At 68.9% G+C, this 20,834-nt stretch carries 22 protein-coding genes and 1 pseudogene; 11 read left to right on the top strand and 12 right to left on the bottom strand.

The genetic code is table 11. The features are described 5' to 3' along the window. Positions 1–19 precede the first annotated feature (19 nt). Entirely contained in the window at positions 20–958 is a 939-nt protein-coding gene (gene ligD, locus AB0N89_RS33115; RefSeq protein WP_364212913.1) for a non-homologous end-joining DNA ligase, read from the bottom strand. Positions 959–1,022: 64 nt separating this feature from the next. Here ligD and AB0N89_RS33110 point away from each other — a divergent pair, with 64 nt between their 5' ends. Continuing rightward, positions 1,023–1,697, top strand: coding sequence for a TetR/AcrR family transcriptional regulator (locus AB0N89_RS33110; protein ID WP_364212910.1), 675 nt, complete (start codon positions 1,023–1,025; stop codon positions 1,695–1,697). On the opposite strand, the gene AB0N89_RS33105 is transcribed toward AB0N89_RS33110, so the two are convergent. Next, positions 1,682–2,008, bottom strand: coding sequence for a sporulation protein (locus AB0N89_RS33105; protein ID WP_364212907.1), 327 nt, complete (start codon positions 2,006–2,008; stop codon positions 1,682–1,684). The two genes, AB0N89_RS33110 and AB0N89_RS33105, sit on opposite strands and share 16 nt — an antisense overlap. After that, a complete protein-coding gene (locus AB0N89_RS33100; RefSeq protein ID WP_364212904.1) occupies positions 2,009–2,575 on the bottom strand; it encodes a TetR/AcrR family transcriptional regulator in 567 nt (188 codons plus the stop codon). 86 nt (positions 2,576–2,661) lie between these two features. On the opposite strand from AB0N89_RS33100, the gene AB0N89_RS33095 reads away from it, so the two are divergent. Next, positions 2,662–3,813 (top strand): agmatine deiminase family protein, encoded by a 1,152-nt coding sequence (locus AB0N89_RS33095; RefSeq protein ID WP_364212901.1) that lies wholly within the window; start codon positions 2,662–2,664, stop codon positions 3,811–3,813. Here AB0N89_RS33095 and AB0N89_RS33090 read toward each other — a convergent pair. Continuing rightward, positions 3,801–4,460, bottom strand: coding sequence for a GntR family transcriptional regulator (locus tag AB0N89_RS33090; protein ID WP_364212898.1), 660 nt, complete (start codon positions 4,458–4,460; stop codon positions 3,801–3,803). The genes AB0N89_RS33095 and AB0N89_RS33090 overlap by 13 nt on opposite strands. Positions 4,461–4,563: 103 nt before the next feature. Here AB0N89_RS33090 and AB0N89_RS33085 point away from each other — a divergent pair, with 103 nt between their 5' ends. Then, positions 4,564–5,364: a carbon-nitrogen hydrolase family protein gene (locus AB0N89_RS33085; RefSeq protein ID WP_364212895.1), complete on the top strand. Its 801-nt coding sequence runs from the start codon at positions 4,564–4,566 to the stop codon at positions 5,362–5,364. Between the two features lie 108 nt (positions 5,365–5,472). Here AB0N89_RS33085 and AB0N89_RS33080 read toward each other — a convergent pair whose 3' ends face one another. The 3 genes from AB0N89_RS33080 to AB0N89_RS33070 all read right to left on the bottom strand — a co-directional run bounded on the left by AB0N89_RS33080 (position 5,473) and on the right by AB0N89_RS33070 (position 9,793). Beyond that, the gene (locus AB0N89_RS33080) at positions 5,473–6,801 is read right to left on the bottom strand and encodes an alpha/beta hydrolase (RefSeq protein ID WP_364212892.1); all 1,329 of its coding nucleotides are present in this window, start codon (positions 6,799–6,801) and stop codon (positions 5,473–5,475) included. Further along, the gene (locus tag AB0N89_RS33075) at positions 6,798–9,119 is read right to left on the bottom strand and encodes a penicillin acylase family protein (protein WP_364212890.1); all 2,322 of its coding nucleotides are present in this window, start codon (positions 9,117–9,119) and stop codon (positions 6,798–6,800) included. Before AB0N89_RS33075 ends, AB0N89_RS33080 begins: the two co-directional genes overlap by 4 nt. 110 nt (positions 9,120–9,229) lie before the next feature. Then, positions 9,230–9,793 (bottom strand): helix-turn-helix domain-containing protein, encoded by a 564-nt coding sequence (locus AB0N89_RS33070; RefSeq protein ID WP_364212887.1) that lies wholly within the window; start codon positions 9,791–9,793, stop codon positions 9,230–9,232. Positions 9,794–10,043: 250 nt separating this feature from the next. On the opposite strand from AB0N89_RS33070, the gene AB0N89_RS33065 reads away from it, so the two are divergent. Both AB0N89_RS33065 and AB0N89_RS33060 read left to right on the top strand, forming a co-directional pair. Next, positions 10,044–11,225, top strand: a complete 1,182-nt coding sequence (locus tag AB0N89_RS33065) for a lytic murein transglycosylase (RefSeq protein ID WP_364212884.1) — start codon at positions 10,044–10,046, stop codon at positions 11,223–11,225. A gap of 130 nt (positions 11,226–11,355) precedes the next feature. After that, a complete protein-coding gene (locus AB0N89_RS33060) occupies positions 11,356–11,784 on the top strand; it encodes a pyridoxamine 5'-phosphate oxidase family protein (protein ID WP_364212881.1) in 429 nt (142 codons plus the stop codon). A 48-nt stretch (positions 11,785–11,832) separates the two neighbouring features. On the opposite strand, the gene gcl is transcribed toward AB0N89_RS33060, so the two are convergent. Genes gcl through AB0N89_RS33045 form a run of 3 tightly spaced genes read right to left on the bottom strand, consistent with a single transcriptional unit; the run spans position 11,833 to position 15,242 of the window. Then, a complete protein-coding gene (gene gcl, locus AB0N89_RS33055; protein ID WP_364212878.1) occupies positions 11,833–13,527 on the bottom strand; it encodes a glyoxylate carboligase in 1,695 nt (564 codons plus the stop codon). A gap of 3 nt (positions 13,528–13,530) precedes the next feature. Continuing rightward, positions 13,531–14,418: an NAD(P)-dependent oxidoreductase gene (locus AB0N89_RS33050; protein ID WP_364212875.1), complete on the bottom strand. Its 888-nt coding sequence runs from the start codon at positions 14,416–14,418 to the stop codon at positions 13,531–13,533. Next, positions 14,415–15,242 carry a TIM barrel protein gene (locus AB0N89_RS33045; protein ID WP_364212872.1) on the bottom strand — a complete coding sequence of 276 codons (828 nt, stop codon included), beginning with the start codon at positions 15,240–15,242 and terminating at the stop codon, positions 14,415–14,417. Before AB0N89_RS33045 ends, AB0N89_RS33050 begins: the two co-directional genes overlap by 4 nt. A gap of 108 nt (positions 15,243–15,350) precedes the next feature. Here AB0N89_RS33045 and AB0N89_RS33040 point away from each other — a divergent pair. Together AB0N89_RS33040 and AB0N89_RS33035 are read left to right on the top strand one after the other, a co-directional pair. Continuing rightward, positions 15,351–15,665, top strand: a pseudogene (locus tag AB0N89_RS33040) (epoxide hydrolase); the annotation flags it as partial. Between the two features lie 45 nt (positions 15,666–15,710). After that, positions 15,711–16,526 (top strand): MerR family transcriptional regulator, encoded by an 816-nt coding sequence (locus AB0N89_RS33035; protein WP_364212870.1) that lies wholly within the window; start codon positions 15,711–15,713, stop codon positions 16,524–16,526. Between the two features lie 51 nt (positions 16,527–16,577). Here the strand turns inward: AB0N89_RS33035 and AB0N89_RS33030 are convergent, their stop codons facing one another. Further along, the gene (locus AB0N89_RS33030) at positions 16,578–17,399 is read right to left on the bottom strand and encodes an alpha/beta hydrolase (RefSeq protein WP_364212868.1); all 822 of its coding nucleotides are present in this window, start codon (positions 17,397–17,399) and stop codon (positions 16,578–16,580) included. 51 nt (positions 17,400–17,450) lie between these two features. Between AB0N89_RS33030 and AB0N89_RS33025 the strand changes: the two genes are divergently transcribed. Continuing rightward, entirely contained in the window at positions 17,451–18,017 is a 567-nt protein-coding gene (locus tag AB0N89_RS33025) for a GNAT family N-acetyltransferase (protein ID WP_364212866.1), read from the top strand. Further along, positions 18,014–18,640, top strand: coding sequence for a LysE family translocator (locus tag AB0N89_RS33020; RefSeq protein ID WP_364212864.1), 627 nt, complete (start codon positions 18,014–18,016; stop codon positions 18,638–18,640). Before AB0N89_RS33025 ends, AB0N89_RS33020 begins: the two co-directional genes overlap by 4 nt. 22 nt (positions 18,641–18,662) lie before the next feature. On the opposite strand, the gene AB0N89_RS33015 is transcribed toward AB0N89_RS33020, so the two are convergent. Beyond that, positions 18,663–19,724 carry a cobalamin-independent methionine synthase II family protein gene (locus AB0N89_RS33015; RefSeq protein WP_364212861.1) on the bottom strand — a complete coding sequence of 354 codons (1,062 nt, stop codon included), beginning with the start codon at positions 19,722–19,724 and terminating at the stop codon, positions 18,663–18,665. Between the two features lie 258 nt (positions 19,725–19,982). On the opposite strand from AB0N89_RS33015, the gene AB0N89_RS33010 reads away from it, so the two are divergent. Continuing rightward, positions 19,983–20,249, top strand: a complete 267-nt coding sequence (locus AB0N89_RS33010; RefSeq protein ID WP_364212858.1) for a DUF3040 domain-containing protein — start codon at positions 19,983–19,985, stop codon at positions 20,247–20,249. Positions 20,250–20,304: 55 nt separating this feature from the next. Further along, on the top strand, positions 20,305–20,730 hold the full coding sequence (locus AB0N89_RS33005; protein ID WP_364212855.1) for a YciI family protein: 426 nt from the start codon (positions 20,305–20,307) through the stop codon (positions 20,728–20,730). The last annotated feature ends 104 nt before the right edge of the window (positions 20,731–20,834 follow it).

The following is a 20,834-nucleotide window of genomic DNA, read 5'->3' as shown; positions in this document are numbered from 1 at the left end:
CCTGAATGCAGGAGGGACGTCACTCGCTTTCGGTTTCGAGGCCGTCCCGGTCGGCCCATTCCAGCAGGGTGTCGAGCGAGTAAGCGGTGTCGTCGATGCCCGCGTGCAGGTCGCCGAGTTCGGCGAAGCGCGCGGGCACGGTGGCGATGGTGAACTCCCGCGGTTCGACGTCGTCGATCTCGTCCCACCTGATCGGCGTCGAGACGACGGCTTCGGGCACGCCGCGCACCGAGTACGCGCTCGCGATCGTGTGGTCGCGGGCGTTCTGGTTGTAGTCGACGAACAGCTTCGACGGGTCACGGTCCTTGCGCCACCAGGTGGTGGTGACCTCGTCGGGCAGCCGGCGTTCGACCTCGCGCGCGAACGCGAGCGCCGCCCGGCGGACCTCCTGGAAACCCCATCGGGGCTCGATCCGGACGTACACGTGCAGACCGTGCCCGCCGGAGGTCTTCGGCCAGCCGGCGATGCCGAGTTCGTCCAGGATCTCGCGGACGGTGTGGGCGACCTTCCGCACGGTGGAGAACGGGCAGTCCGGCATCGGGTCGAGGTCGATCCGCCACTCGTCCGGGCTTTCGGTGTCGGCTCGGCGGGAGTTCCAGGGGTGGAACTCGACGGTCGACATCTGCACCGCCCAGATCACGTCGGCGGGATGCGTGACGCACAGTTCGTAGGCGTGCCTGCCGGAGGGGAAGTCGACGCGGACGGTCTGCAGCCAGTCCGGTGCCCCGTTCGGGACCCGTTTCTGGTGGACCTTCTCCCCCGACACCCCGGACGGGAACCGGTGCAGCATGCACGGCCGCTCCCGCAGCGCCCGCACGATCCCGTCGCCGACAGCGAGGTAGTACCGGACGAGATCGAGCTTGGTCTCGCCCCGCGCCGGGAAGTAGACGCGATCCGGGTTCGAGACCCGCACGGTCCGGTCGCCGACCTCGATCTCCACCGCCGAGCTTTTCGCCATACAGGCAAACTAACCCGAAAGCGACCCGTCCGCGTCCGCTTGGCTCACCTGCCAGGATGGCGGCATGGCACAACGGACCCGCGCGGACGCGCTCTCGCGCGAGCGCATCGTCGAGGCCGCCGTCGAACTGCTCGACGCCGACGGCGAGCGCGGGCTGACCTTCCGGACGCTGACCGAACGCCTCGCCACCGGACCGGGCGCGATCTACTGGCACGTGCCGAACAAAGGCGAATTGCTCGCCGCCGCGACGGCGTCCGTCATCGGCGACGCTCTGACCGTCGCGGCCACGGGCTCACCCTGGGAAGAGATCCGCGCCCTCGCGCTCGGCCTGTTCGACGCGGTCGAGCGGCACCCGTGGCTTTCCCCGCAACTCGCCGTCCAGCTCTCGCACAGCCCCTGGGGCTCGGTGACGCCGCGGATCTTCGAAAGCATCGGACGCCGGGTCAGCGCGCTGGGCGTCCCCGAAGCCACCTGGTTCACCGCGACCTCGGCGCTCGCGCACTACGTCTTCGGCGCCGCCGGCCAGAACGCCGCGAACGCACGGGCGCTCCAGGTCGGCGGCGCGGACCGTGCCGAATTCCTTCGCGACGCGGCGAACGCCTGGGAGGAACTCGATCCCGCCGAATTCCGGTTCTTGAAGGCCATCGCAGGCCAGGTGCGCGAGCACGACGACCGGGAACAGTTCCTCACCGGGATCGATCTCATCCTGACCGGGATCGCGGCTCAAGAACGACCCTGACTCCGGCGCCTGGCTTTGTGGATCGTCGCGACCATGATGGCGAAAACCGTGCCCAGGAAGGTCAGGTCCGTCGCGGGCACCCAGCGCACGTCGCCACCCTTGAGCACGTACGCGCCGACTGGACGCGCGGCAAGTATGAACCCGCCGCCCTCGCCTTCCTTGCCCTGTTCGGTGCCGTGCCCGCCGCCTCCACCGCCGATGATGCTCGCGGCCGGGATCACCACGACGCCGTCCTTCTCGACGGGCTCCCCGTAGACCCGGCGGACGGTGAGGTTGTCCCGCATCGCTCCGACGACCTTCTCGAGTCCCATTCAGTCCCCCGCCCTGTCGAGTTCCAGCGCGATCGCGCCCCGCAGCAGGTCCCGCGCCCGGTCCAGGTCCATCGAACCAGAAAGCCGCCGCTCGCTGAGTCCTTCGACCAGGCTGGTGAGCCGTTCCGCGGCGTCCTCCGCCTTGATTCCGGGGCTTCCGACGCGCCGGATCGTGTCGGCGACCTCGTCCACCCAGACCCGGGTCGACTCCGCCAGCGGTTCGCGCAGTTCGGGAGCGAAGACGGCGCTGGCCCGTAGCTCGCCCCAGGCCGTGCTGTTCTCCCGCACCGCTTGGGTGTCCTGAAGTTCCCCGAACAGCATCAGTTCCAGCTCGGCGCGGGGATCCGCCGCCTCGGCCGCGGCCTCTTCGGTGTAGGCCGCGGCGCGATCGCTGACGAACTCCAGCGTCTTGCCGAGCAGCCCGGCGCGGTTGGTGAAGTGGTAATAGATCAGCGACGTCGAGATCCCGGCCTCGGCCGCGATCTTCTCGACCCGCAGGCCCCGCACACCGCTGCGCGCGATCACCCGCACGGCCGCTTCCAAGATCTTCTGCTGACGTTCGAACACGGGTGTTCACCCTAGCGGTCTCGTCCTGACTGAATTTTCAGTCAGGATGCTATCGTGTCACCACCGGTCCAGCCAAGGAGTGCACAGTGTTCGATTCGTCCCTGCCCCGCCGCACGGTTCTGCGCGCCCTGACCGCGGTCGGCGCCGTAGCCGTCGGGAGCACCGCATGCTCAGGCGAGCCGGCCCCGCCCGCGACCGGTTCGCCCGAGCCCGCCGCGGCGGCGGGAGTCCGCCGGTTGGGCGCCGAATGGGAAAGCCACGCGCGCACCTACCTGTCCTGGCCCGCGTCGAAGTCCATCTGGGCGGAAGACCTGCCCGCGGTCCGCGAGGAGATCGCCGGGCTGGCCAAGGCGATCGCCCGCTTCGAACCGGTGGTGCTCCTCGCCCGGCCCGAGCACGCCGACGCCGCCCAGCAGGCCTGCGGCGACACTGTCGAGGTCGTCCCGATCCCGGTCGACGACCTCTGGGCACGCGACACCGTGCCGGTGTTCGCCGAGGAGGCGGGCAAGGTCGCGGGGGTCGACTTCAACTTCAACGGCTGGGGAAACAAGCAGAAGCCCCACGACAAGGACAACGCCGTCGCCCGGGCCGTGCTCGGCAAGTACGGGCTCACCCGCACCGAAACCTGGATCACCGCCGAGGGCGGCTCGTTCGAGACCGACGGCGCGGGCACGCTGATGGTCACCGAGAGCTCCTTGGTCAACGACAACCGTAACAAGGGCAAGAGCCGCCAGGAGATCGAAGACGAACTGAAGAAGGTGCTCGGCGTCCGGAAGGTCATCTGGTTCGCGGGCGTCCGCGGCGAGGACATCACCGACGCGCACGTCGACTGCCTGGCCCGGTTCACCGCGCCCGGCGTCGTGCTCCTGGACAAGGCGGCGCCCGGCACCCCGCCCGACTCATGGTCCCGCGCGGCCGATCAGGCGAGGTCGGTGCTCGCGAGCGCCACCGACGCCGACGGCAAACCGTTCAAGGTGATCGACCTCGTCCAGCCGGATCCGGACAAGGTCGAGGGCTACGGCGAGGACAGCGTGATCTCGTACGCCAACTTCTACATCGCGAACAAATCGGTCTTCGTGCCGAAGTTCGGCGACGCGGAGGCGGACGAACGCGCGCAGCAGGTCCTGCGGGACCAGTTCCCCGGCCGCGAGATCGTGCCGGTGAAGATCTCGACCATCGCCTCGGGTGGCGGCGGGATCCACTGTTCGACGCACGACCAGCCGGGTCAGCCTTCCTGAGGCAGCACCGACATCACTTCGGACACCGGGCGCAAATGCTGTTCCAACAACCGTGACGCTTCTTTCACGTCGTGGTCGTTCAGGGCGGCGACCAGCGCCCGGTGTTCCTCGTTGATCACCGTCAGCCTTTCCGGCCGCGCCTCCAGCGCGCGGACCGTGACCCGCTGCTGCCGCGAACGAAGGGTGTCGTACAACTCGGTCAGGACGGTGTTGCCCGCGGCGTTCACGATGGCACGGTGGAACCGGCGATCCAGCCCGGAAACGGCGAACCAGTCGCTTTCGGCGCCCGCCCGCGCCATCTCGTCGATGAGTTCCGTCATTTCGGCGGGAGCGCCTGCCCTGTTCGCGCACAGCGCCGCGATGGCGTGGCCTTCGATCAGCCGCCTGCTCTGGTAGACCTCTTCCAGCTCCCGGGCGGTGACCGTGCGCACCTGCGCGCCCTTGCGCGGCAAGAGACTGATGAACCGCTCGGCGGCCAGGCGGTGGAACGCCTCGCGCACCGGCGTCCTGGAGACGCCGACGACGCCGGAGACCCACATTTCGTCGAGGAAGCGGCCACCCTCCAGCTCGCCCGAGATGATTCCGTCGCGCAGCCACGTGTAGACCCGCTCGCGCGCCGGGCCGCCCCCTTCGGCGGTCACAGTCATCTCGTTCCCCCTCTGTGTAGTCACTTTCCGCGACAGACCCTACACCTGGACCAGCCAAGTATCCATCATGTATACAAGAGTTCCACTGATCGGAAGGGGTCCCATGGTGCACGTCGCGGTGGCGCAGTTCGCGCCCGGCAACGACAAAGAGGCCAACCTCGCCCGCGTCGCCTCCCTCGTCGGCGAAGCGGCGGACCGCGGGGCGCGGGTGGTCGCGCTGCCCGAGTACTCGTTGTTCACCGTACCGACGATGAGCCGGGAATTCGTGACCACGGCCGAAGAACTCGACGGACCGTTCGTCACCGAGCTGCGCGGTCTCGCGAAGGACCGGCAGATCACTGTCGTCGCGGGCATCAACGAAGCGCTCCCCGGTGGCGAACGGATCTCGAACACGCTCGTCGCGGCCGGTCCCGACGGGGCGATCACGGCGCTGTACCGCAAGCTGCACCTGTACGACGCCTTCGGTTTCCGTGAATCGGAGCTGGTTCGCCCCGGCGACATCGAGGCCCCCGAGACATTCGAGGTCGACGGGATCACCTTCGGCCTCCAGACCTGCTACGACCTGCGGTTCCCGGAGGTCACCCGCCGTCTGGTCGACGCGGGCGCGGACGCGGTGCTGCTCCCGGCGGAGTGGATGCCCGGCCCGCTCAAGGAGGACCACTGGACCACGCTGGTCCGGGCGCGGGCGATCGAGAACACGATCTATCTGGTCGCGGCGGGACAGGCGGCTCCTGCGGGTTCGGGGCACAGCATGATCGTCGACCCGATGGGCGTCGTCGTCGCCTCGCTCGGCGAGCGCACCGGGACCGCGACCGGCGAGGTCTCCGCGGAGCGGATCTCCGAGGTGCGTGCCAAGAACCCGGCGCTGGAGCTGCGCCGATTCGCCGTCACCCCGAAGTCCTGAGTATCTTCTGACCCGGAGGTCCGTTCGTGAAGACACGCCCTCGGGCGTGGTGACGCGGCTTCCGTTCGCCTGGGTGCCGGGTGGCCGCCCGGCACCCAGGCTCTTACGTCACGGGACCAGCAGTCCCCAATGGACGGCCCACGGGATGAACAGCACGGCTCCGGCCAGCAGCAGCCCGACCCGGACTCCTCCAGGTTCCTTCCTGCGCCACCACGAGATCGCCGTGATCACGCCGGTGACGACGACACCGACCGCGATCAGCTGCAACGCGAGCCACGGCAACGTCCGTCCGAAAAGGACCGGCCCCGGCGCCATCGCCGCCCCCGTCGTCAGGACGACGTAGTAGACGAGGAAGCCCGCCGTGGCGAGCAACCCTGTCGACGCCAGCCAGCGCGCGGGCCGGGCGAGCGGAACATCCTTGCGTCGGCGGAACAACGCTGTCACCGGATAAGCCGCGAACGTCAGCAACGCCAACGCCCATACCCCGATCTGCATCCACGGCGCCTCGTGCCAGGCGAGCGGCGCCAGGGCGACGCTCTGGCCGGCCTGGACCGGAGGCGGATCGGCCGACAGACCGTTCTTCGGTCCGTTCACCCATTTCGCCACGAGGTCGAGGTAGCCGGGAGCGAAGCCGTCGAGCTTGTCGAAACCGTCCGTGGTCTGCCGGAGACCGTGCTGCGCCTGCGGGAACACCTTCAGCGTGTACTGCCTGTTCCCGGCCCGTTCCAGCGTTTCCCGGAAGATCCGGACCGCCTCGCCGGGCGGGGTCAGCCGGTCCAGCTCACCCCACAGCCCGAGCACCGGCTGCCGCACCTTCTCCAGCACCGGCACCGGGTCGTACCCGGCCTCGGGGAACACCCCGGCCCCCGCGAGGGTCCGCATGTTCGTCGACGACACCATGTCCACCATCGAGCCGGTGACCCCGCCGTGCCGCAGGTAGGTCTCGAAAGCCCACGACTGCTGCCGGTCGGGCGAGACCCCGTTGGCCCCGACGGTGACCGCGAAGGCGACGTCCTTCGACTTCGACGCCGCCAACGGCGCGACCCAGCCCCCTTCGCTCAACCCCCACACCCCGACGCGGGCCGGATCCACGCCCGGGCGCGAGCGCAGCGTCTGGACCGCGGCGAGCGCGTCGTCGGCCAGGACCGAGTAGTCCCGCTCGAACAGCGAATAGCCTTCGGTCCGCTTGTCGTAGATCAGGGTCGCGATCCCCGCCTTGGCGAAGGCTTCGGCCTCGGCACGGTAGTCGTCACGGTCGTGTTCGCCCGAACCGTGCACCATGACGATGCCCGGCGCGGGGCCTCCGCCCTCCGGAGCGACCACGGTCCCGTGCAAGGTCACGCCATGGCTGGTGAACGAGACTTCGCCGTCCGATGCGGCGGCGGGCACCGGCGAAGACACCGCCAGCACCCCGGCCGCCAACAGTGCCGCGATCATCGTCTGCTCACCCGGACCACGTCGAGCGACGGCGACGCGAGGATGTCCTTCTCGCAGTACCGTTCGGTGACCCACTGCTTGCGCGAGTACAGCTCCGTCTGGTCGCTGTGGTGCACGGACTCAGAGTTCGCCGACTGCGAGTAGGTCAGCAGCGTCGTCGTGTCCGGGCATCCGGTGCCGTTGAACGCGACGACGTGCAGGTAAGTCCCGCCGTGCACGATCTCGGTGTAGCCGCGGGCCGGATCCCAAGGTCCGCCCAGGGAGTCGTAGACCCCGCGACCGGCGGTCCCGCCGCCCAGCGGGATCTTCTTGCCTCCCCGAACGACGTAGTGGTTCTCGCCGTAGGGAGCGTCGAGCGGGATGTTCGCCGCTTTCAGTTCCGCGACGGCGCCGGCGAGCGCCTTGCGGATCGCCGCGTTCCCGGTGTCGAGCGTGTTCGGCGTGCGGACCGGGTCCTTGACGTCGAACGGGACCTTCCAGATCCCCGGCCCCATTCGATCCACTGTGGACCAGAACCGGTCGAACAGCAGCGCGCCCCGGCTGTCGGCGTCGGATCGCCCGTTCCAGTTCGCCAGCGCGGCGCAGGCCGCGTCCAGGTCCGGCATCGTGCGGCACATCGCGGCGACGTCGGCCCGCACGAGTTCGGCGGCGTGGTCCCGGTGCGAGAACATCAGGTCCCGCATCGCCTGTCCGGTGAAGCCGCCTTTCGCCAGCTGATCGGCGATCTCGACGAAGCCGCCGCGGGTCCGCATGTTCTGCTCGTAGCGGACCGGGCCCACGATCCGCGGGAAGCCGGTCTTCGGCTCGGCGGGATTGAACAGCCAGTAGCTGTCGTTCGAGTTCGCCAGGTAGTCGTCCCGGCTCAGGGTCGGCAGGCTGGACGGGCCGAAGACGCCGGGCCGCAGCGCGTCACGGTCGCGGCCCCACGCGCAAGCCGCCCTGGCCCCGTCAAGCACCGCGATCCCCGTGGCGTCGAACAGTTCCTTGCCCAGCGGCGTGTTGCAGCGCGCCGCCTTCTCGTCGGTGACGTGTGGGACCCCGTGGATCTGGCTGTACTCCACGCGGCCGCGATCATCGGTGGCGATGATGTTCATCCATGGCAGCCCTTGGGTCTCGCGGACCGCGCCGATCATCTCCCCCGCCGTCCGGCCGCGGGCGATCTCGAACATCGAGTTCGTCATCCCGAGGTTCCCGGCGTTGGCGTCCGCGATCGCGAAGGCACTCGACGCCGTCCACGGCAGCTCTCGTTGCCCGAGCCGGGTCGTCACCGGTCCGTATCTCGTCGTCCACTGTGGACGTACGACACGTTCCAAGGCGCCGTCCGCCCTGCGCGACAGGACGCTGACGTCGGAGCGCCGCATCCGCTCGGGCTTCCCGTCGACCAGGTAGGTCGTCGGCGAGCCGGGCACGAGCTTCAGCTCGAACAGCGTGTACGTCCGGGTCGTGTCGGTGGCGGTACCGCTCCAGGCCGCGGTTTCGTTGTGACCCAGCCACATCAGCGGGATGCCGGGGATCCCGGCGCCGCTGACGTTCAGCTTGCCCGGCAGGCTCAGCTGCGACTGCCACAGCCTGGTCCCGCTCAGCTGCCACGGCAGATGCGGGTTGGCCAGCGAGACACCGCGGCCGTTCGCCGAAGCCGCCTTGCCGATCGCGATGGCGTTGCTGCCGATCCCGGTCTCGCCGGTCATCTGCTCACGGCCGGCACCCGCGGGCGGGGCGCCCGGCAGCGACGCGGTGATCGAGTCCGCGACCCCGCCCTGTCCGAAGATCATCCCGACCGCGTGGCTGTGCCGGTAGACGTCGAGTTCGGTGATCGGCTTCAGCCAGCCGGCGTCCCGGCAAGCCGGATCGGCGACCTCACCGGCGCGCAGGTACTTGTTCACGCCCTCGACGTAGCCGCGGATCAGTTCCCGGACCTCCCGGTACGGCCCGCGTGGCGCGGGTTCCGCGAGCAGCCGCTCGATCACGCCGCTTTCGTTCAGCCCTTGGAAGTACAGGTCGCTGGCGAGGTTCGTGCTCGCCTGGCTCACCCCGCTCGTCGGTGGCGCGTCCGGGCCCAGCCATCGGGACCGCTCGGCCCGTGTCGTGATCGCGACGTCCTCGATCGCGCAGAGGTTGTCCTTGGCCGCGGCGTATCCCTGCCCGAAGCCCAGGCCGGTCCAGTCGTTCGCGACGACATGCGGGATGCCGTACTCGGTGTAGCGGATGGTGGCGTCCGCGCGGGACGCTCCATCCGGCGGTTGCGCGGCCGTCGCGGTCCCCGCCGCGAGCAGGCTCGTCACGGCGCCGACGGCCGCGATTCTTTTCCAGAGCAGCATGCTGCTCCCCCTTTTGTGTGGAGTCGTTCGTGAAGACACGCCGTCCGGCGTGGTGACGCGTTCCGGTGGTCGAGTGGCCGCTCTCCCACCGGCTTTTCAGCTCCCCTCTCTCACTCCTCGTCCGGATCCGGGAACGCCGTCCAGCGCACGTACACCTTTCGCGCGTCCGGTCCGGGTTCAGGCCGCCAATAGCGGCGCAGCAGCTCCAGGTACTCCTCCCAGAACTGCTTGAGCTCCTCGATGTTCACGTGCACCGCGCCGCGCGAGAACACCAGCGCGTCACCCCATTCGCCCAGTTCGTCGCGACGGCGCAGGAAGCGCGCCATCTGCTCCAGGTCCTCGGTGAACGCGGCGCGATGCGCCTCGTCGAACACCGCGCGCATCTCTTCGTTCTGCTCGCTGTGCCGGGGCCAGCGGATGTCTCGCTGCCTGGCACGCCACCAGCGCTCCTTGCCGTGCGCGAGTTCCGGCGCCTCCTCGATGAAGTCGTACTTCGCGAGTTCTCGCAGGTGATAGCTGGTCGCGCCCGAGCTCTCCCCCAGCTCCTTACCCAGTTTCGTGGCCGTCGCGGGCCCGCGGCCCAGCGCCTCCATGATCCGGCGACGCAAGGGATGCATCATCGCCTTCAGCACGGCGGCGTCGGTGATCTCTTCGGGCGTCGGCGGACCGGTCATGACACCAAGGTAGCCATGCAAAGGAGATTATGCAAAGTTCTCTTTGCACGCAGTGCGGACCATGCTCGCGGTGGGGCCGGGGATTCTGCTGACGTTTCGGTGAACTCAGCGTGAAATTGACAACTTCGATACGAAGGTCTTGTGCCGGGCGGACGAAAACTCGACAGGTTCGCGGCTTTTTCGTTGTGTCTTCCCCAGAATTCGGTTGTATCGGATAGTTTTGCCCGGAGTCGACCTTGCGGGAGAGAACATGCCGAAGCACCGCCCTCGACAGACGGACAAGATGTCCGCCCGGCACCGGACGGCCTTCGCGCTCGCCGGTGGTGCGCTCGCGGTCCTGCCCGCGGTCACCGGGTCGGCGGGTCCCGATGCCCCGATCGCCGCGCCGAAGCCCGTCGTGCCGCAGAATCAGGCCGCTGCCTGGCAGCCGCCGGTGGGCACGGTCCCGGAGATCGCCGTAGACGGCAGCCTCCCCGAGCCGCCCAATCCGGATCCGCTGACCGTTCCCGGCAGCTCCGGCAACGTCGGTGGCTCGTTCGCGCCGTCGGGCGCGCTCGGCATCCCGGCGAGCATGATGAAGGCGTACAAGAACGCGGCCGACATCCTCGCGAAGGAACTGCCCGGCTGTCACATCGACTGGGCGCTGATCGCCAGCATCGGCCGGATCGAGTCCAACCACGCGCGCGGCGGTTACGTCGACGCGAAGGGCAACACCCTCGAACCGATCCTCGGCCCGCAGCTCAACGGAGCCGGCGCGTTCGCCGCGATCCCCGACACCGACGGCGGGAAGTACGACGGCGACACGGTGTGGGACCGCGCGGTGGGCCCGACGCAGTTCATCCCGTCGACGTGGAAGGGCTACGCCTCCGACGGCAACGGCGACGGCGAGTCGAACCCCAACAACATCTACGACGCGACGCTCGGCTCGGGCCGCTACCTCTGCTCCGGCGGCGTCGACCTGACGTCCGAGCAGACCCAGCGCGTGGCCGTGTACCGCTACAACCACTCGCTGTCCTATGTGGACACCGTGATCCGCTGGGCGGTCGCCTATCGAGGTGGCGTCTCGACCATGCCGGACAGCCAGGTCCCGGTCGGCGCGCCCGACTCCTCGAACGTCGCCGCCGACACGCCCGGCGGCCAGATCCCGGTCCCGACGCTGCCCGACACTCCCCCGCCTGGCACGACCACACCGCCGACGACCCCGCCGCCGGGCTCGTCGCTCCCGCCGAGCAGCAGCACTCCGCCGAGCAGCAGCTCGCCCTCGAAGCCGACCAGTACGCCGCCGTCGTCGACGCCGCCTTCGAGCACGCCCCCGTCCTCGACGACGCCTCCGCCGTCCAGCACGTCTTCGGCGCCGCCGTCGTCGACCCCGGCGGGCAACACCGGCGAGACGAGCCCGACCAGCTCCACCACCACCTCGCCCACCCCGTGACCACCCCGCGTTTCGTTCGCTGAATGCGCCAGAGCGCATTCAGCGAACGAAACGCGATGCCCGGAATGTCCTGAACCCGGGCCGCGTTGTCGCTTCTCGTAGATCACCAACCGAGAGAAGCGAGACACGGATGTCGTCTTTCGTCATGACCGCCGAGGAACGGGAAGCCTTCCTGAGCGAGGTCCACATCGGGGTCTTGGCCGTGGAGCGGGAAGGGCGGGCCCCGCTGGCCGTGCCGGTCTGGTACGACTACGAGCCCGGCGGGGAACTCCTCATCTGGATGGACGGCGGTTCGGTCAAGGACAAGGCGATCAAGAAGGCGGGCAGGCTGAGCCTGGTCGCGCAGTCGGAGACGCTGCCGTACAAGTACGTGACGGCCGAGGGTCCGGTCGTCGCCAACGACGCTCCGCCGACCCGGGAACAGGCGCTGAAGATCGCGCACCGCTACCTGCCGGAGGACGAGGGCACCAAGTACGTCGACGGCGCCCTGAGCGACAACTCCGTGCTGGTCCGGGTCCGGCCGGAGAAGTGGCTGAGCAACGACCAGGGCAAGGCCTGACGAACCGACGGTGCCCGGCCGCCACGGGGCGACGGCCGGGCACCGTCGTCAGCCCGCGATCGGCTCGAACTCGACGACGCTGTCGAGCGCCTTGCCCATCGCGGCGTTCCCCTCGCGTTCGATCATGATCTCCACCAGCACCGGTCGCGAGGTGCGCTCGGCCTCCTTGCGCGCCCATTCCAGCGACGTCCGGATCTCGCCCGGCTCGGTCACGCGGGTCCCGGAGCAGCCGTAGGCCTCCATGACCTTCACATTGTCCGTGCCGTTCTTGTCGTAGTGGATGTCGACCTCGAAGTTCATCTCGTAGCCGGTCTCGGCCTGCCGGATGAGCCCGAGGTACTCGTTGTTCAGCATGATCAGCACGAACCCGACGTCGTACTGCGCGGCCACCGCCAGCTCCTCCACCAGGAACTGGAACGAGTAGTCCCCGACGACACCGACGACCTCCGCCTCCGGTTTCGCCTTCTTGACGCCGATCGCCGCCGGGATCTCCCAGCCGAGCGGGCCCGCCTGGCCGCACACCTGGTAGTGCCGCGGCTTGTGCGCGCGCTGGAACTGCCCGGACCAGATCTGATAGAGCCCGATCGCGGTGACGAAGTAGGCGTCCTCGCCGTAGAACTCGTTGATCTCCTTGAACACCCGGGGCGCCTTGATCGGAGTGTCCTCGAAATCCTCGCGTCGTGGCAGGCCGTCCTTCAGCTCACCGATCCGCCGCGGCCACGCGCGATCCCGCGCCGGGGAGCGCCTCGACGCAGCCTCGATCAACGCGTCCAGGAAGGTGCCCGTGTCCGACACGATCCCGAGGTCCGGCCCGAACACCTTGCCCAGCTGCGTCGGCTCGATGTCGACGTGGATGAACTTCCGGCTCCCGCGGTAGACGTCGAGGTCACCGGTGTGCCGGTCGCCGAACCGCGCGCCGAGTGCCAGCACCAGATCCGCTTCGAGGAAGGCAGCGTTCGCCCACCGTTGCGACGTCTGGATACCTGCCATACCGGCGAACAGTTCGTGGTCCTCGGGGAAGCTCCCCTTGCCCATCAGCGTCACGCCGACCGGGACGCCGAGCAGTTCGGCCGCGGTCCGCAGCCGGTCGCTCGCGTCGCCGAGCACCACGCCGCCGCCCGCGAGGATCAACGGCCGCTCGGCGGCCAGCATCAGATCCAGTGCCCGTTCGACCCGGGCCGGCGACGGCGTCGCCTTGATGACCGGCAGCGGCGAATCGATGCTGGAGTCCCATTCGATCTCCTGCCGCTGGACGTCGATCGGCAGATCGATCAGCACCGGGCCCGGGCGGCCGGACCGCGCGATCCGGAACGCCTCCCGGAACACCCACGGCAGCTGGGCCGCCTCCTTGACCTGCACCGCCCATTTCGTCACCGGTTTGGCGATCTCGACGATGTCGACGGCCTGGAAGGCCTCGGTGTGCAGCTTCCGTGAGTCGGCCTGCCCGGTGATGCACAGGATCGGGATCGAATCGGCCTGCGCGGTGTAGAGCCCGGTGATCATGTTCGTCCCGGCGGGCCCGGAGGTGCCGATCGCGACGCCGACGTTCCCGGTGGTCCGCGCCCAGCCGTCGGCCATGTGGGTGGCGCCCTCTTCGTGGCGCACGATCAGATGCTCGATGCCGCTGCCCTGCATCGCGTGGTACAGCGGGAGGATCGCGGCGCCGGGACAGCCGAACGCGGTGTCGACGCCCTCACTGACCAGGACGTCGACGACGGCCTGCATGGCGGGGATTCTGGGCATTCCTCACTCCTTGCTTTCCGCGCCGGACAGCGTTTCGACGACCTTCAGCAGGGCGGAGTGATCGAGCGAGCCGTGGCCCATCGCCCGTCCGGCGGCGACGAGCTGGGCGACCAGCCCGGTGATCGGCAGCGCGACGTCGGCCTGCCTGGCCGCGGCGAGCGCGATGCCCATGTCCTTGTGGTGCAGGTCGATCCGGAAGCCCGGCGCGAATTCCCGCGCCACCATGGACTTCCGCTTGAGTTCGAGGATCCGGCTGCCCGCCAGGCCGCCCGCGAGGACGTCCAGCCCGACCCCGGCGTCCACGCCCGACGCCTCCAGCAGCACGATGGCTTCCGCGATCAAACCGTAGGTGCCGCCGACGACGAGCTGGTTGGCGGCCTTGACCACCTGACCGGCGCCGTGCGGCCCGACGTGCACGATCGTCTTGCCGACGGCCTCCAGGATCGGGAGCGCGACGGCGAAGTCCTCCGCGTCGCCACCGGCCATGATGGACAGTGAGGCCTGCTCGGCACCGGCCTGACCACCGGACACGGGCGCGTCGAGCACGCGGATCTCCCGTTCGGCCGCCCGCTCCGCCACCTCGATGGAGGTCTCCGGCCGGATCGTGCTCATGTCGATCAGCAGGGTGCCCGGTTTCGCCGACTCCAGCACGCCTCCGGCCGCCAGCACGACGGCTTCGACCTGCGGATGGTTCGGCAGCATGGTGATGACGACCTCGGCGCCGGCCACGGCGTCCGTCACTCCGTTCGCCGCCCGGCCGCCCGCGGCTTCCAGCCTCGCGAGCGCGTCCGCGTTCGTGTCGAATCCGCTCACCTCGTGGCCGGCCGCGACGAGATGTCCCGCCATCGGCCCGCCCATGATCCCCAGGCCGATGAATCCCAGCTTGGTCATGCCAGTCCCCTTCGTTCGAAAGGCAGCCACGACAGCGAATCCGCGCTCGGGCCGTCGGGTTTGTACTCCACCCCGACCTGCCCGCGGTAGCCCGCCGCCTGCAGCTTTTCCAGGTAGCCCTCGATGTCCAGCGTTCCGGTCCCCGGCTGGTGGCGCCCTGGGGCATCGGCGATCTGCACATGGCCGATCCGTCCGGTGTGGACGGTCGTGACCGTGTCGAGGTCGTCACCGTTGACCGCCAGGTGGTACAGGTCGGCCAGCAGCTTCACGTTGTCCCGCCCGAGTTCGTCGAGCACTTTCAGGACGTCGTCCGCAGTCTTGAGCGGGTACTTCTCCGCCCCGGACAGCGGTTCCAAGACGATCTCCGCGTCGATCCGCGCGGCCGCGTCCGACGCGAGCGCCAGATTCGACAGGCCGAGCTTGTCCTGTCCGGCCGGATCCGCGCCGTCGATCCGGTTGCCGTAGAGCGCGTTGAACCGGCGGCAGCCGAGCCGTTCGCCGAGGTCGATCGCGGACGCGACACCTCGGGTGAACTCGTCCTCGCGGCCGGGCCAGGTGACCAGGCCCCGATCGCCTCCGGCCATGTCACCGGGGAAGAAGTTCAGCCCGGTCACCGCGACACCCGCCCGCTCGACCGACGCCACGAACGCGTCGACCTCGGCGGCGTCCGGCACCGGCGTCTCGAACGGCCACCAGTACTCGACCGCGGTGAAACCCGCCGCGCGCGCCGCTTCCGCACGGTCGAGCAGCGGCAGCTCGGTGAAGACCAGCGACAGGTTCAGCACGTAGGGCAGCGCATGACGCGAACCCGCAAGATCAGCCATCGAAACCTCTGTAATTTCGCTCTGCGGAATTTTTCTTTCGTATATCGAGAATAGCTCGCTGACCTGCCTGCGGTCAACGGGCGGTATACCGGCGAGTGAGAGGTGGGCCGGGACGCGATGCTCGACGACATCACGCTCTACCGGCTGACCGGCACCGGCGCCTCGTCGGCCCGGTTGTACTGGGAGAGTTTCGCGGAAGTGTCGAGCTGGTTCACCGAATCCACTGTGGACACGATCGCCGTGCCGACCGGCTGTTCGATCTTCCCGCGCGAGTCGCCGCGGGCGTCGTGCCGCTGGGCCGAGCGCCGGTTCACCGACATCCGGTACTGGAACGAGCTGGAGTGGGGAGGCCACTTCGCGGCCTTCGAGCAGCCGAAGGCGTTCACCGAGGAGGTGCGGTCGTTCTTCCGGCTCGTGCGGTGACCGCTTGACTGTGACACCGTGTCAGGCTGTCGGCTGGGAGGCGTCATGTTCAGTATCGGAGATTTCGCCAAGCACGGCCGGGTGTCGGTCCGGATGCTGCGTCACTACGACGCCATCGGGCTGCTGCGGCCCGCCCACGTCGACCCGTTCAGCGGGTACCGGTCCTACACCGGCGACCAGCTGGCCCGGCTCAACCGGGTGATCGCGCTCAAGGATCTCGGCTTCACGCTCACCCAGGTGCAGGAGATCCTCGACGCGGAGGTCGGCGCCGACGAGTTGCGCGGGATGCTGCGGTTGCGCCGGGCCGAACTCGAAGCGGCCATCGCGGCCGACGAGGCACGGCTCATGGCCGTCGAAGCGAGGCTCCGGTCGATCGAAAGCGAGGGAAGCATGCCTTCCGAAGACGTCGTCCTCAAAAGCCTGCCCGCGGTGCGCGTCGCCGAGCTGACCGGGACGGCGGGCGGATACGTGAACGAGGAGATCGGGCCCGTCGTGCAGGGCCTGTACAAGGAGCTGTTCGGGGCGCTCGGCCCGATCACGCCGTCGGGGCCGCTCATCGCCTACTACGAGGACGACCCCGACGGCGAACGCGTGCTGATCCACGCCGCCGTCCCGATCGCGGCCGAAACCGATGGCTCGGAAGGCTTTTCGACGGTGAGCCTCGCCGAAGTGGCGACCGCGGCGACGATCCTGCACCGGGGCTCGATGGAGACCGTGCTCTCCAGCTACCAGGCACTGGCGAAGTGGGTCGACGCGCACGGATACCGCGCGAGCGGCCCGGCACGGGAGTTCTACCTCGATTGCCCGGCCGACGGGGACAAGTGGGTCACCGAGTTGCAGCAGCCGATCGCCAAGGCCTGAGGTGTGTCATGAGGGGTCCCCATGGGACGGGTTTCGCCCCATGGGGACCCCTCATGACACGCCGCCGTGCCGCGCCACGAAGTCGGCCACGGCGGTCCGGAACGCCTCCGGCGCCTCCAGCCACGGCACGTGACCGACACCGGGCAGCCGTACCCGGGTCACCGAAGGCAGAGCCCGCTCCAGCGAGTCGACCGCCCATCGAGGCCGGGCGTCCGCCATCCCGTCCACGATCAACGTCGGCACCCGCAGCGACCGGCAAGCCTCGACGAGCTCGGACTCCGGCACCGCGCGCATCTCCTCGCCCAGCGCGGAGTTCGCCTCGTAGTTGATCGGGAACCACGGTGTCGCCATCGTCTCGGCGTGACGCGCGCCGTCCACCACGAAGTCGGCCGCCCACTGGAGGACCGCGAGTTCCCGCTCTTCGGCAGCATCACGTTCCTTCGCACGAAGCTCGGTCCATCGCCGATGCCGATCCCCCAGCACTCGCTCGAAGTTCTGCTTGAACTCCGCGTGCCACTCGTACCCGAGTCCGACACCCGACACGTAGACGAACGCGCTCACCCGCTCCGGATGCGCGAGGACATAGAGGAGGCCGAGATGCGCGCCCCACGAATGCCCGAGCACCGGGACGCGGTCGAGCCCGTGCCACTCGCGGACGGCGTCGACGTCGGCCACCATCCGGTCGAGCGTGTACGGGCCACGCGGTTCCGAGCGACCGGCACCGCGCTGATCCCACCGGATCAGCCGGAATCCCGGGCCCGGATCGAAGGTGCCGAACATGTCCCACAGCCCCGGGCCGCCATGGCAGCACAGGATCGGTGCGCCCCGGCCGGTCGCCGAGGTCCACAGCTCACGCCCGTCGTCGGTGATCATCCCTCGATTATCCGGTAGGCGCGGCCGCCGCCATTGGCTATCTTCCGCGACATGACGGCGTACACACCCCCGCAGCGGACGGCGACGCTCGCCGACGCGCCCGCCATCGCGGCGCTGATGCGGGCCTCGGTGCTGGAGTTGTTCCCCCGGTTCTACGACGAGCGGCAGACGGCGAGCGCGGCCGAGCACATCGCGGCCATCGATCTGCGGCTGATCGAAGACGGCACCTACTTCGTGCACGAGACCGACGGCGAGATCGTCGCCTGCGGAGGGTGGAGCCGTCGCAACAAGACCCACGCAGGCGCGGGCGACGCGGCGGACGACGAACGTCCGCTCGACCCGGCCACCGAACCGGCTCGGGTGCGCGCCATGTTCGTCCGCGGCGACTGGACCCGGCGCGGGCTCGGGCGCGCGATCCTCGAATCGTGCCGCCTCGCGGCGAAGGCCGAGGGGTTCACCTCGCTGACGCTGACCGCGACCTTGCCCGGCGTCCCGCTGTACCTGTCGTTCGGCTTCACCGAACTCGAACGGGTGACTGTGACGACGCCCGACGGGGTCGATCTCCCGGGAGCGGTCATGGCCCGGGACGTCGAACAGCCGGATAGGATCGAAGGATGATCTCCGGCGCCACCGCACTTTCGTTCGTCTTGGTCTGCCTGCTCGGCGCGATGGCACCCGGGCCGGACTTCCTGGTGGTGACCCGCAGCGCGATCCTCGGCGGGCGCAAGGCCGGGATCGCCGCCGGACTCGGCATCGCGCTCGGCGTCTTCGTCTGGGTGGTCGCGATCGCGCTCGGGGTCGCGGCGATCCTCACCGTGTCGGCGATCGCCTTCACCGTGGTGAAGCTGATCGGCGCCGCGTACCTGATCTTCCTCGGCGTCAAGGCGTGGCTGGCCGTGCGCCGCGGCGACTACAGCGAGCTCAAGGACAGGGTGACACCCGTCGTCTCGCCCAGGGAAGCGTTCCGCCAGGGCTTGCTGACCAACCTGCTCAACCCGAAGGTAGCGGTCTTCTTCCTCGCGCTGATCCCGCAGTTCCTTCCGCATTCGGCCTCGACCGTGCAGACCCTGCAGCTCGCGGTGCTCGCCACGACGGTGGCGGTGGTGTGGACCTTCACCCTGGCGACGCTGGTCGGTTCGCTGCGGCGGTTCTTCGGCTCCGGCAAGGTGCGTCGCGGGATGGACGCGGTGATGGGCACCTTCCTGGTCGGGCTCGGCATCCGCGTCGCCGTCCAGAACTGAGCAAGGCGCCCATCACCCGGCATCAGCCCAGGGCTTCGGCGGCGAGACGCGTGCCTTCGACGCGGGCGGCGATCTTGGCGAACGCGGTCTCCCGCGACGTCGAAGTGTCGTCGGCGAACGGCGAGAACCCGCAGTCGTCACAGGTGCCCAACCGGTCCGGCGGGAGGAACCGGGCCGCCTGCAGCACCCTGTCCCGAACCTCCTCCGCGGTTTCGACGCGCGGGTCGATCGGGTCGGTCACGCCGACGAAGATCCGCTGCTCCGGGCGGGCGTGCTCGGCGATCACCCGCAGCGCCCGCTCGGGATCCGCCTCGCTGGCCAGCTGGACGTAGACGTTGCCGACGTTGAGCTGGAACAACGTCGGCAGAAGTCCGGCGTAGTCGACGTCGAGGCTGTGCACCGAGTCCTGGTCGCCGCCGGGGCAGGTGTGCACCCCGATCCTCTTCCGCTCCTCGTCGGAGAACCGGGCCAGCACGGCGTTGTTCAAGTCCACAAAAGACTGAAGAAGCCCACCGGACGGGTCGAGTTTCAGTGACAACCTGCCTTCGGTGAAGTCGATCTGAACGCTGTCCGCGCCGGCGTCGAGGCTGCGGCGGATATCGGTTTCCGCCTCATTCACGAGGTCGGCGATGAACTGTTCTTTGTCATATCCGGACAATTCCTCACCGGGGTAGACCAGCCCGATCGCCGAAGCGGCGATCACCGCCTGCTTCACCGGTTTGGTCGCATGCTTCTTCGCCGCGCGCAGATACGTGTCGGCGTAGGTCTGGTAGCGGAAAGGGCCGGCGGTCAGCCTCGGCAGCTGCCGGGTGTGCCCGTCGGCGAAGGGGATGACGACGCCGTCGGAGGCCAGGGAAGCCAGCCCCGCCAAGGGATAGGTGGCGAAGCTCGGTTTACCCTGCTCGCCGTCGGTGATGACCGGCGAACCGGTCTCCTCGAGACGTTGGATGGTTTCCACGAGAGCCTTTTCCTGCGCCTCGCCGAGACCGTCGGCGTCGAGCCGCCCGGCCGCGTGCTCACCGAGTGCCTCGACGAGATAGGCAGGACGGGGAATACTGCCGATCGGTTCGGTGGGTATGGTCATCGCTCGAGTCCTCCCGGATGGAGCAGCCCGTGGCCACCCTGGCCACAAGCGCAGAAACTACCGATCACTCCGTTCCTTGACGATCTTTCCGCGTGCGGAAACCACTAATGGCGCAACCATTCGGCCCACCGGGCATGTGCCATTCGCCGCGACGTATAGGCCGTTATACGAGATTCCTCGAAATTCGATGCTTATCCGGCCCCGCGCCTGGGTATTCCGTCGATGTCGACGGGCGGGGCCGCGCCGAAGGAGAAACCGATGCTGAGCCATCACGATCGGCAAGAGCTGGAGAAGATCGAGCGCTGGTTCGAGCTCACCGAGCCCGCGCTGGCGGCCCGGCTTCGCTCGGGCAAGCCCGCACGACCCCCGCTGCTCCGGCTGGTGGTCGTCCTGACCCTCGACATCATCGCCGGTCTGCTCATGCTGCTGGGCATGGTGCTGAACAGCCCGGCCCTCCTGCTGACCGGGATGGTCACCGTGACCACGGCGGTGATCGTGCATCTGTCCCGGTTCGGGCGGGCGTGATCGTCCTCGCCGGTAGAGTCCGGGCGATACGTCCGGTTCACTGGGAGGAAGACGCATGCGATTCATGATCATCATCAAGGCGGACGAGGATTCCGAAGCCGGGAAGATGCCGCCGATGGAGGCACTGACCGCCATGGCGAAGTTCAACCAGGACATGCTCGACGCCGGGATCCTTCTGGGTGGCGAAGGTCTTCAGGAGAGCTCGAAGGGCGCGCGGGTCACGCTCGGCGCCGCCGGGGCCACGGTCACCGACGGCCCCTTCACCGAAGCCAAGGAACTCGTCGGCGGCTTCTGGATCGTCGACGTCCCGTCGCGCGCCGAAGCGATCGAGTGGGCGAAGCGCTGTCCCACTCCCCCGCACGGTGACACCGTGCTCGAAGTCCGCAAGATCCTCGAAGCCGAGGACTTCGGCGAAGCCTTCACGCCGGAACTGCAGGAGAACGAGCAGCGGATGCGCGACGAAGTCGCCGAACGGTCTTAGGGGCCAAGGCGAGGTGTCGGTCAGGATGGGTCCCGAACAGCGTTCTTATGGATGAACATAATCACTATAACAGACTCCGTTCATGGATGTGAACAGGTCGGGCT

It is taken from the genome of Amycolatopsis sp. NPDC089917 (assembly GCF_040684635.1).
In the GTDB taxonomy this organism is placed as follows: Bacteria; Actinomycetota; Actinomycetes; order Mycobacteriales; family Pseudonocardiaceae; genus Amycolatopsis.
The sequence above is the reverse complement of the archived record's forward strand: the minus strand, read 5'-3'. Positions and strand labels throughout refer to the sequence as shown.

What these genes read in the sequence shown, in the direction of transcription:
- ligD (WP_364212913.1), bottom strand. Translation starts at nt 958, where the DNA reads ATGGCGAAAAGCTCGGCGGTGGAGATCGAGGTCGGCGACCGGACCGTG.
- AB0N89_RS33110 (WP_364212910.1), top strand. Translation starts at nt 1,023, where the DNA reads ATGGCACAACGGACCCGCGCGGACGCGCTCTCGCGCGAGCGCATCGTC.
- AB0N89_RS33105 (WP_364212907.1), bottom strand. Translation starts at nt 2,008, where the DNA reads ATGGGACTCGAGAAGGTCGTCGGAGCGATGCGGGACAACCTCACCGTC.
- AB0N89_RS33090 (WP_364212898.1), bottom strand. Translation starts at nt 4,460, where the DNA reads ATGACTGTGACCGCCGAAGGGGGCGGCCCGGCGCGCGAGCGGGTCTAC.
- AB0N89_RS33085 (WP_364212895.1), top strand. Translation starts at nt 4,564, where the DNA reads ATGGTGCACGTCGCGGTGGCGCAGTTCGCGCCCGGCAACGACAAAGAG.
- AB0N89_RS33080 (WP_364212892.1), bottom strand. Translation starts at nt 6,801, where the DNA reads ATGATCGCGGCACTGTTGGCGGCCGGGGTGCTGGCGGTGTCTTCGCCG.
- AB0N89_RS33075 (WP_364212890.1), bottom strand. Translation starts at nt 9,119, where the DNA reads ATGCTGCTCTGGAAAAGAATCGCGGCCGTCGGCGCCGTGACGAGCCTG.
- AB0N89_RS33070 (WP_364212887.1), bottom strand. Translation starts at nt 9,793, where the DNA reads ATGACCGGTCCGCCGACGCCCGAAGAGATCACCGACGCCGCCGTGCTG.
- AB0N89_RS33065 (WP_364212884.1), top strand. Translation starts at nt 10,044, where the DNA reads ATGCCGAAGCACCGCCCTCGACAGACGGACAAGATGTCCGCCCGGCAC.
- AB0N89_RS33060 (WP_364212881.1), top strand. Translation starts at nt 11,356, where the DNA reads ATGTCGTCTTTCGTCATGACCGCCGAGGAACGGGAAGCCTTCCTGAGC.
- gcl (WP_364212878.1), bottom strand. Translation starts at nt 13,527, where the DNA reads ATGCCCAGAATCCCCGCCATGCAGGCCGTCGTCGACGTCCTGGTCAGT.
- AB0N89_RS33050 (WP_364212875.1), bottom strand. Translation starts at nt 14,418, where the DNA reads ATGACCAAGCTGGGATTCATCGGCCTGGGGATCATGGGCGGGCCGATG.
- AB0N89_RS33045 (WP_364212872.1), bottom strand. Translation starts at nt 15,242, where the DNA reads ATGGCTGATCTTGCGGGTTCGCGTCATGCGCTGCCCTACGTGCTGAAC.
- AB0N89_RS33035 (WP_364212870.1), top strand. Translation starts at nt 15,711, where the DNA reads ATGTTCAGTATCGGAGATTTCGCCAAGCACGGCCGGGTGTCGGTCCGG.
- AB0N89_RS33030 (WP_364212868.1), bottom strand. Translation starts at nt 17,399, where the DNA reads ATGATCACCGACGACGGGCGTGAGCTGTGGACCTCGGCGACCGGCCGG.
- AB0N89_RS33025 (WP_364212866.1), top strand. Translation starts at nt 17,451, where the DNA reads ATGACGGCGTACACACCCCCGCAGCGGACGGCGACGCTCGCCGACGCG.
- AB0N89_RS33020 (WP_364212864.1), top strand. Translation starts at nt 18,014, where the DNA reads ATGATCTCCGGCGCCACCGCACTTTCGTTCGTCTTGGTCTGCCTGCTC.
- AB0N89_RS33015 (WP_364212861.1), bottom strand. Translation starts at nt 19,724, where the DNA reads ATGACCATACCCACCGAACCGATCGGCAGTATTCCCCGTCCTGCCTAT.
- AB0N89_RS33010 (WP_364212858.1), top strand. Translation starts at nt 19,983, where the DNA reads ATGCTGAGCCATCACGATCGGCAAGAGCTGGAGAAGATCGAGCGCTGG.
- AB0N89_RS33005 (WP_364212855.1), top strand. Translation starts at nt 20,305, where the DNA reads ATGCGATTCATGATCATCATCAAGGCGGACGAGGATTCCGAAGCCGGG.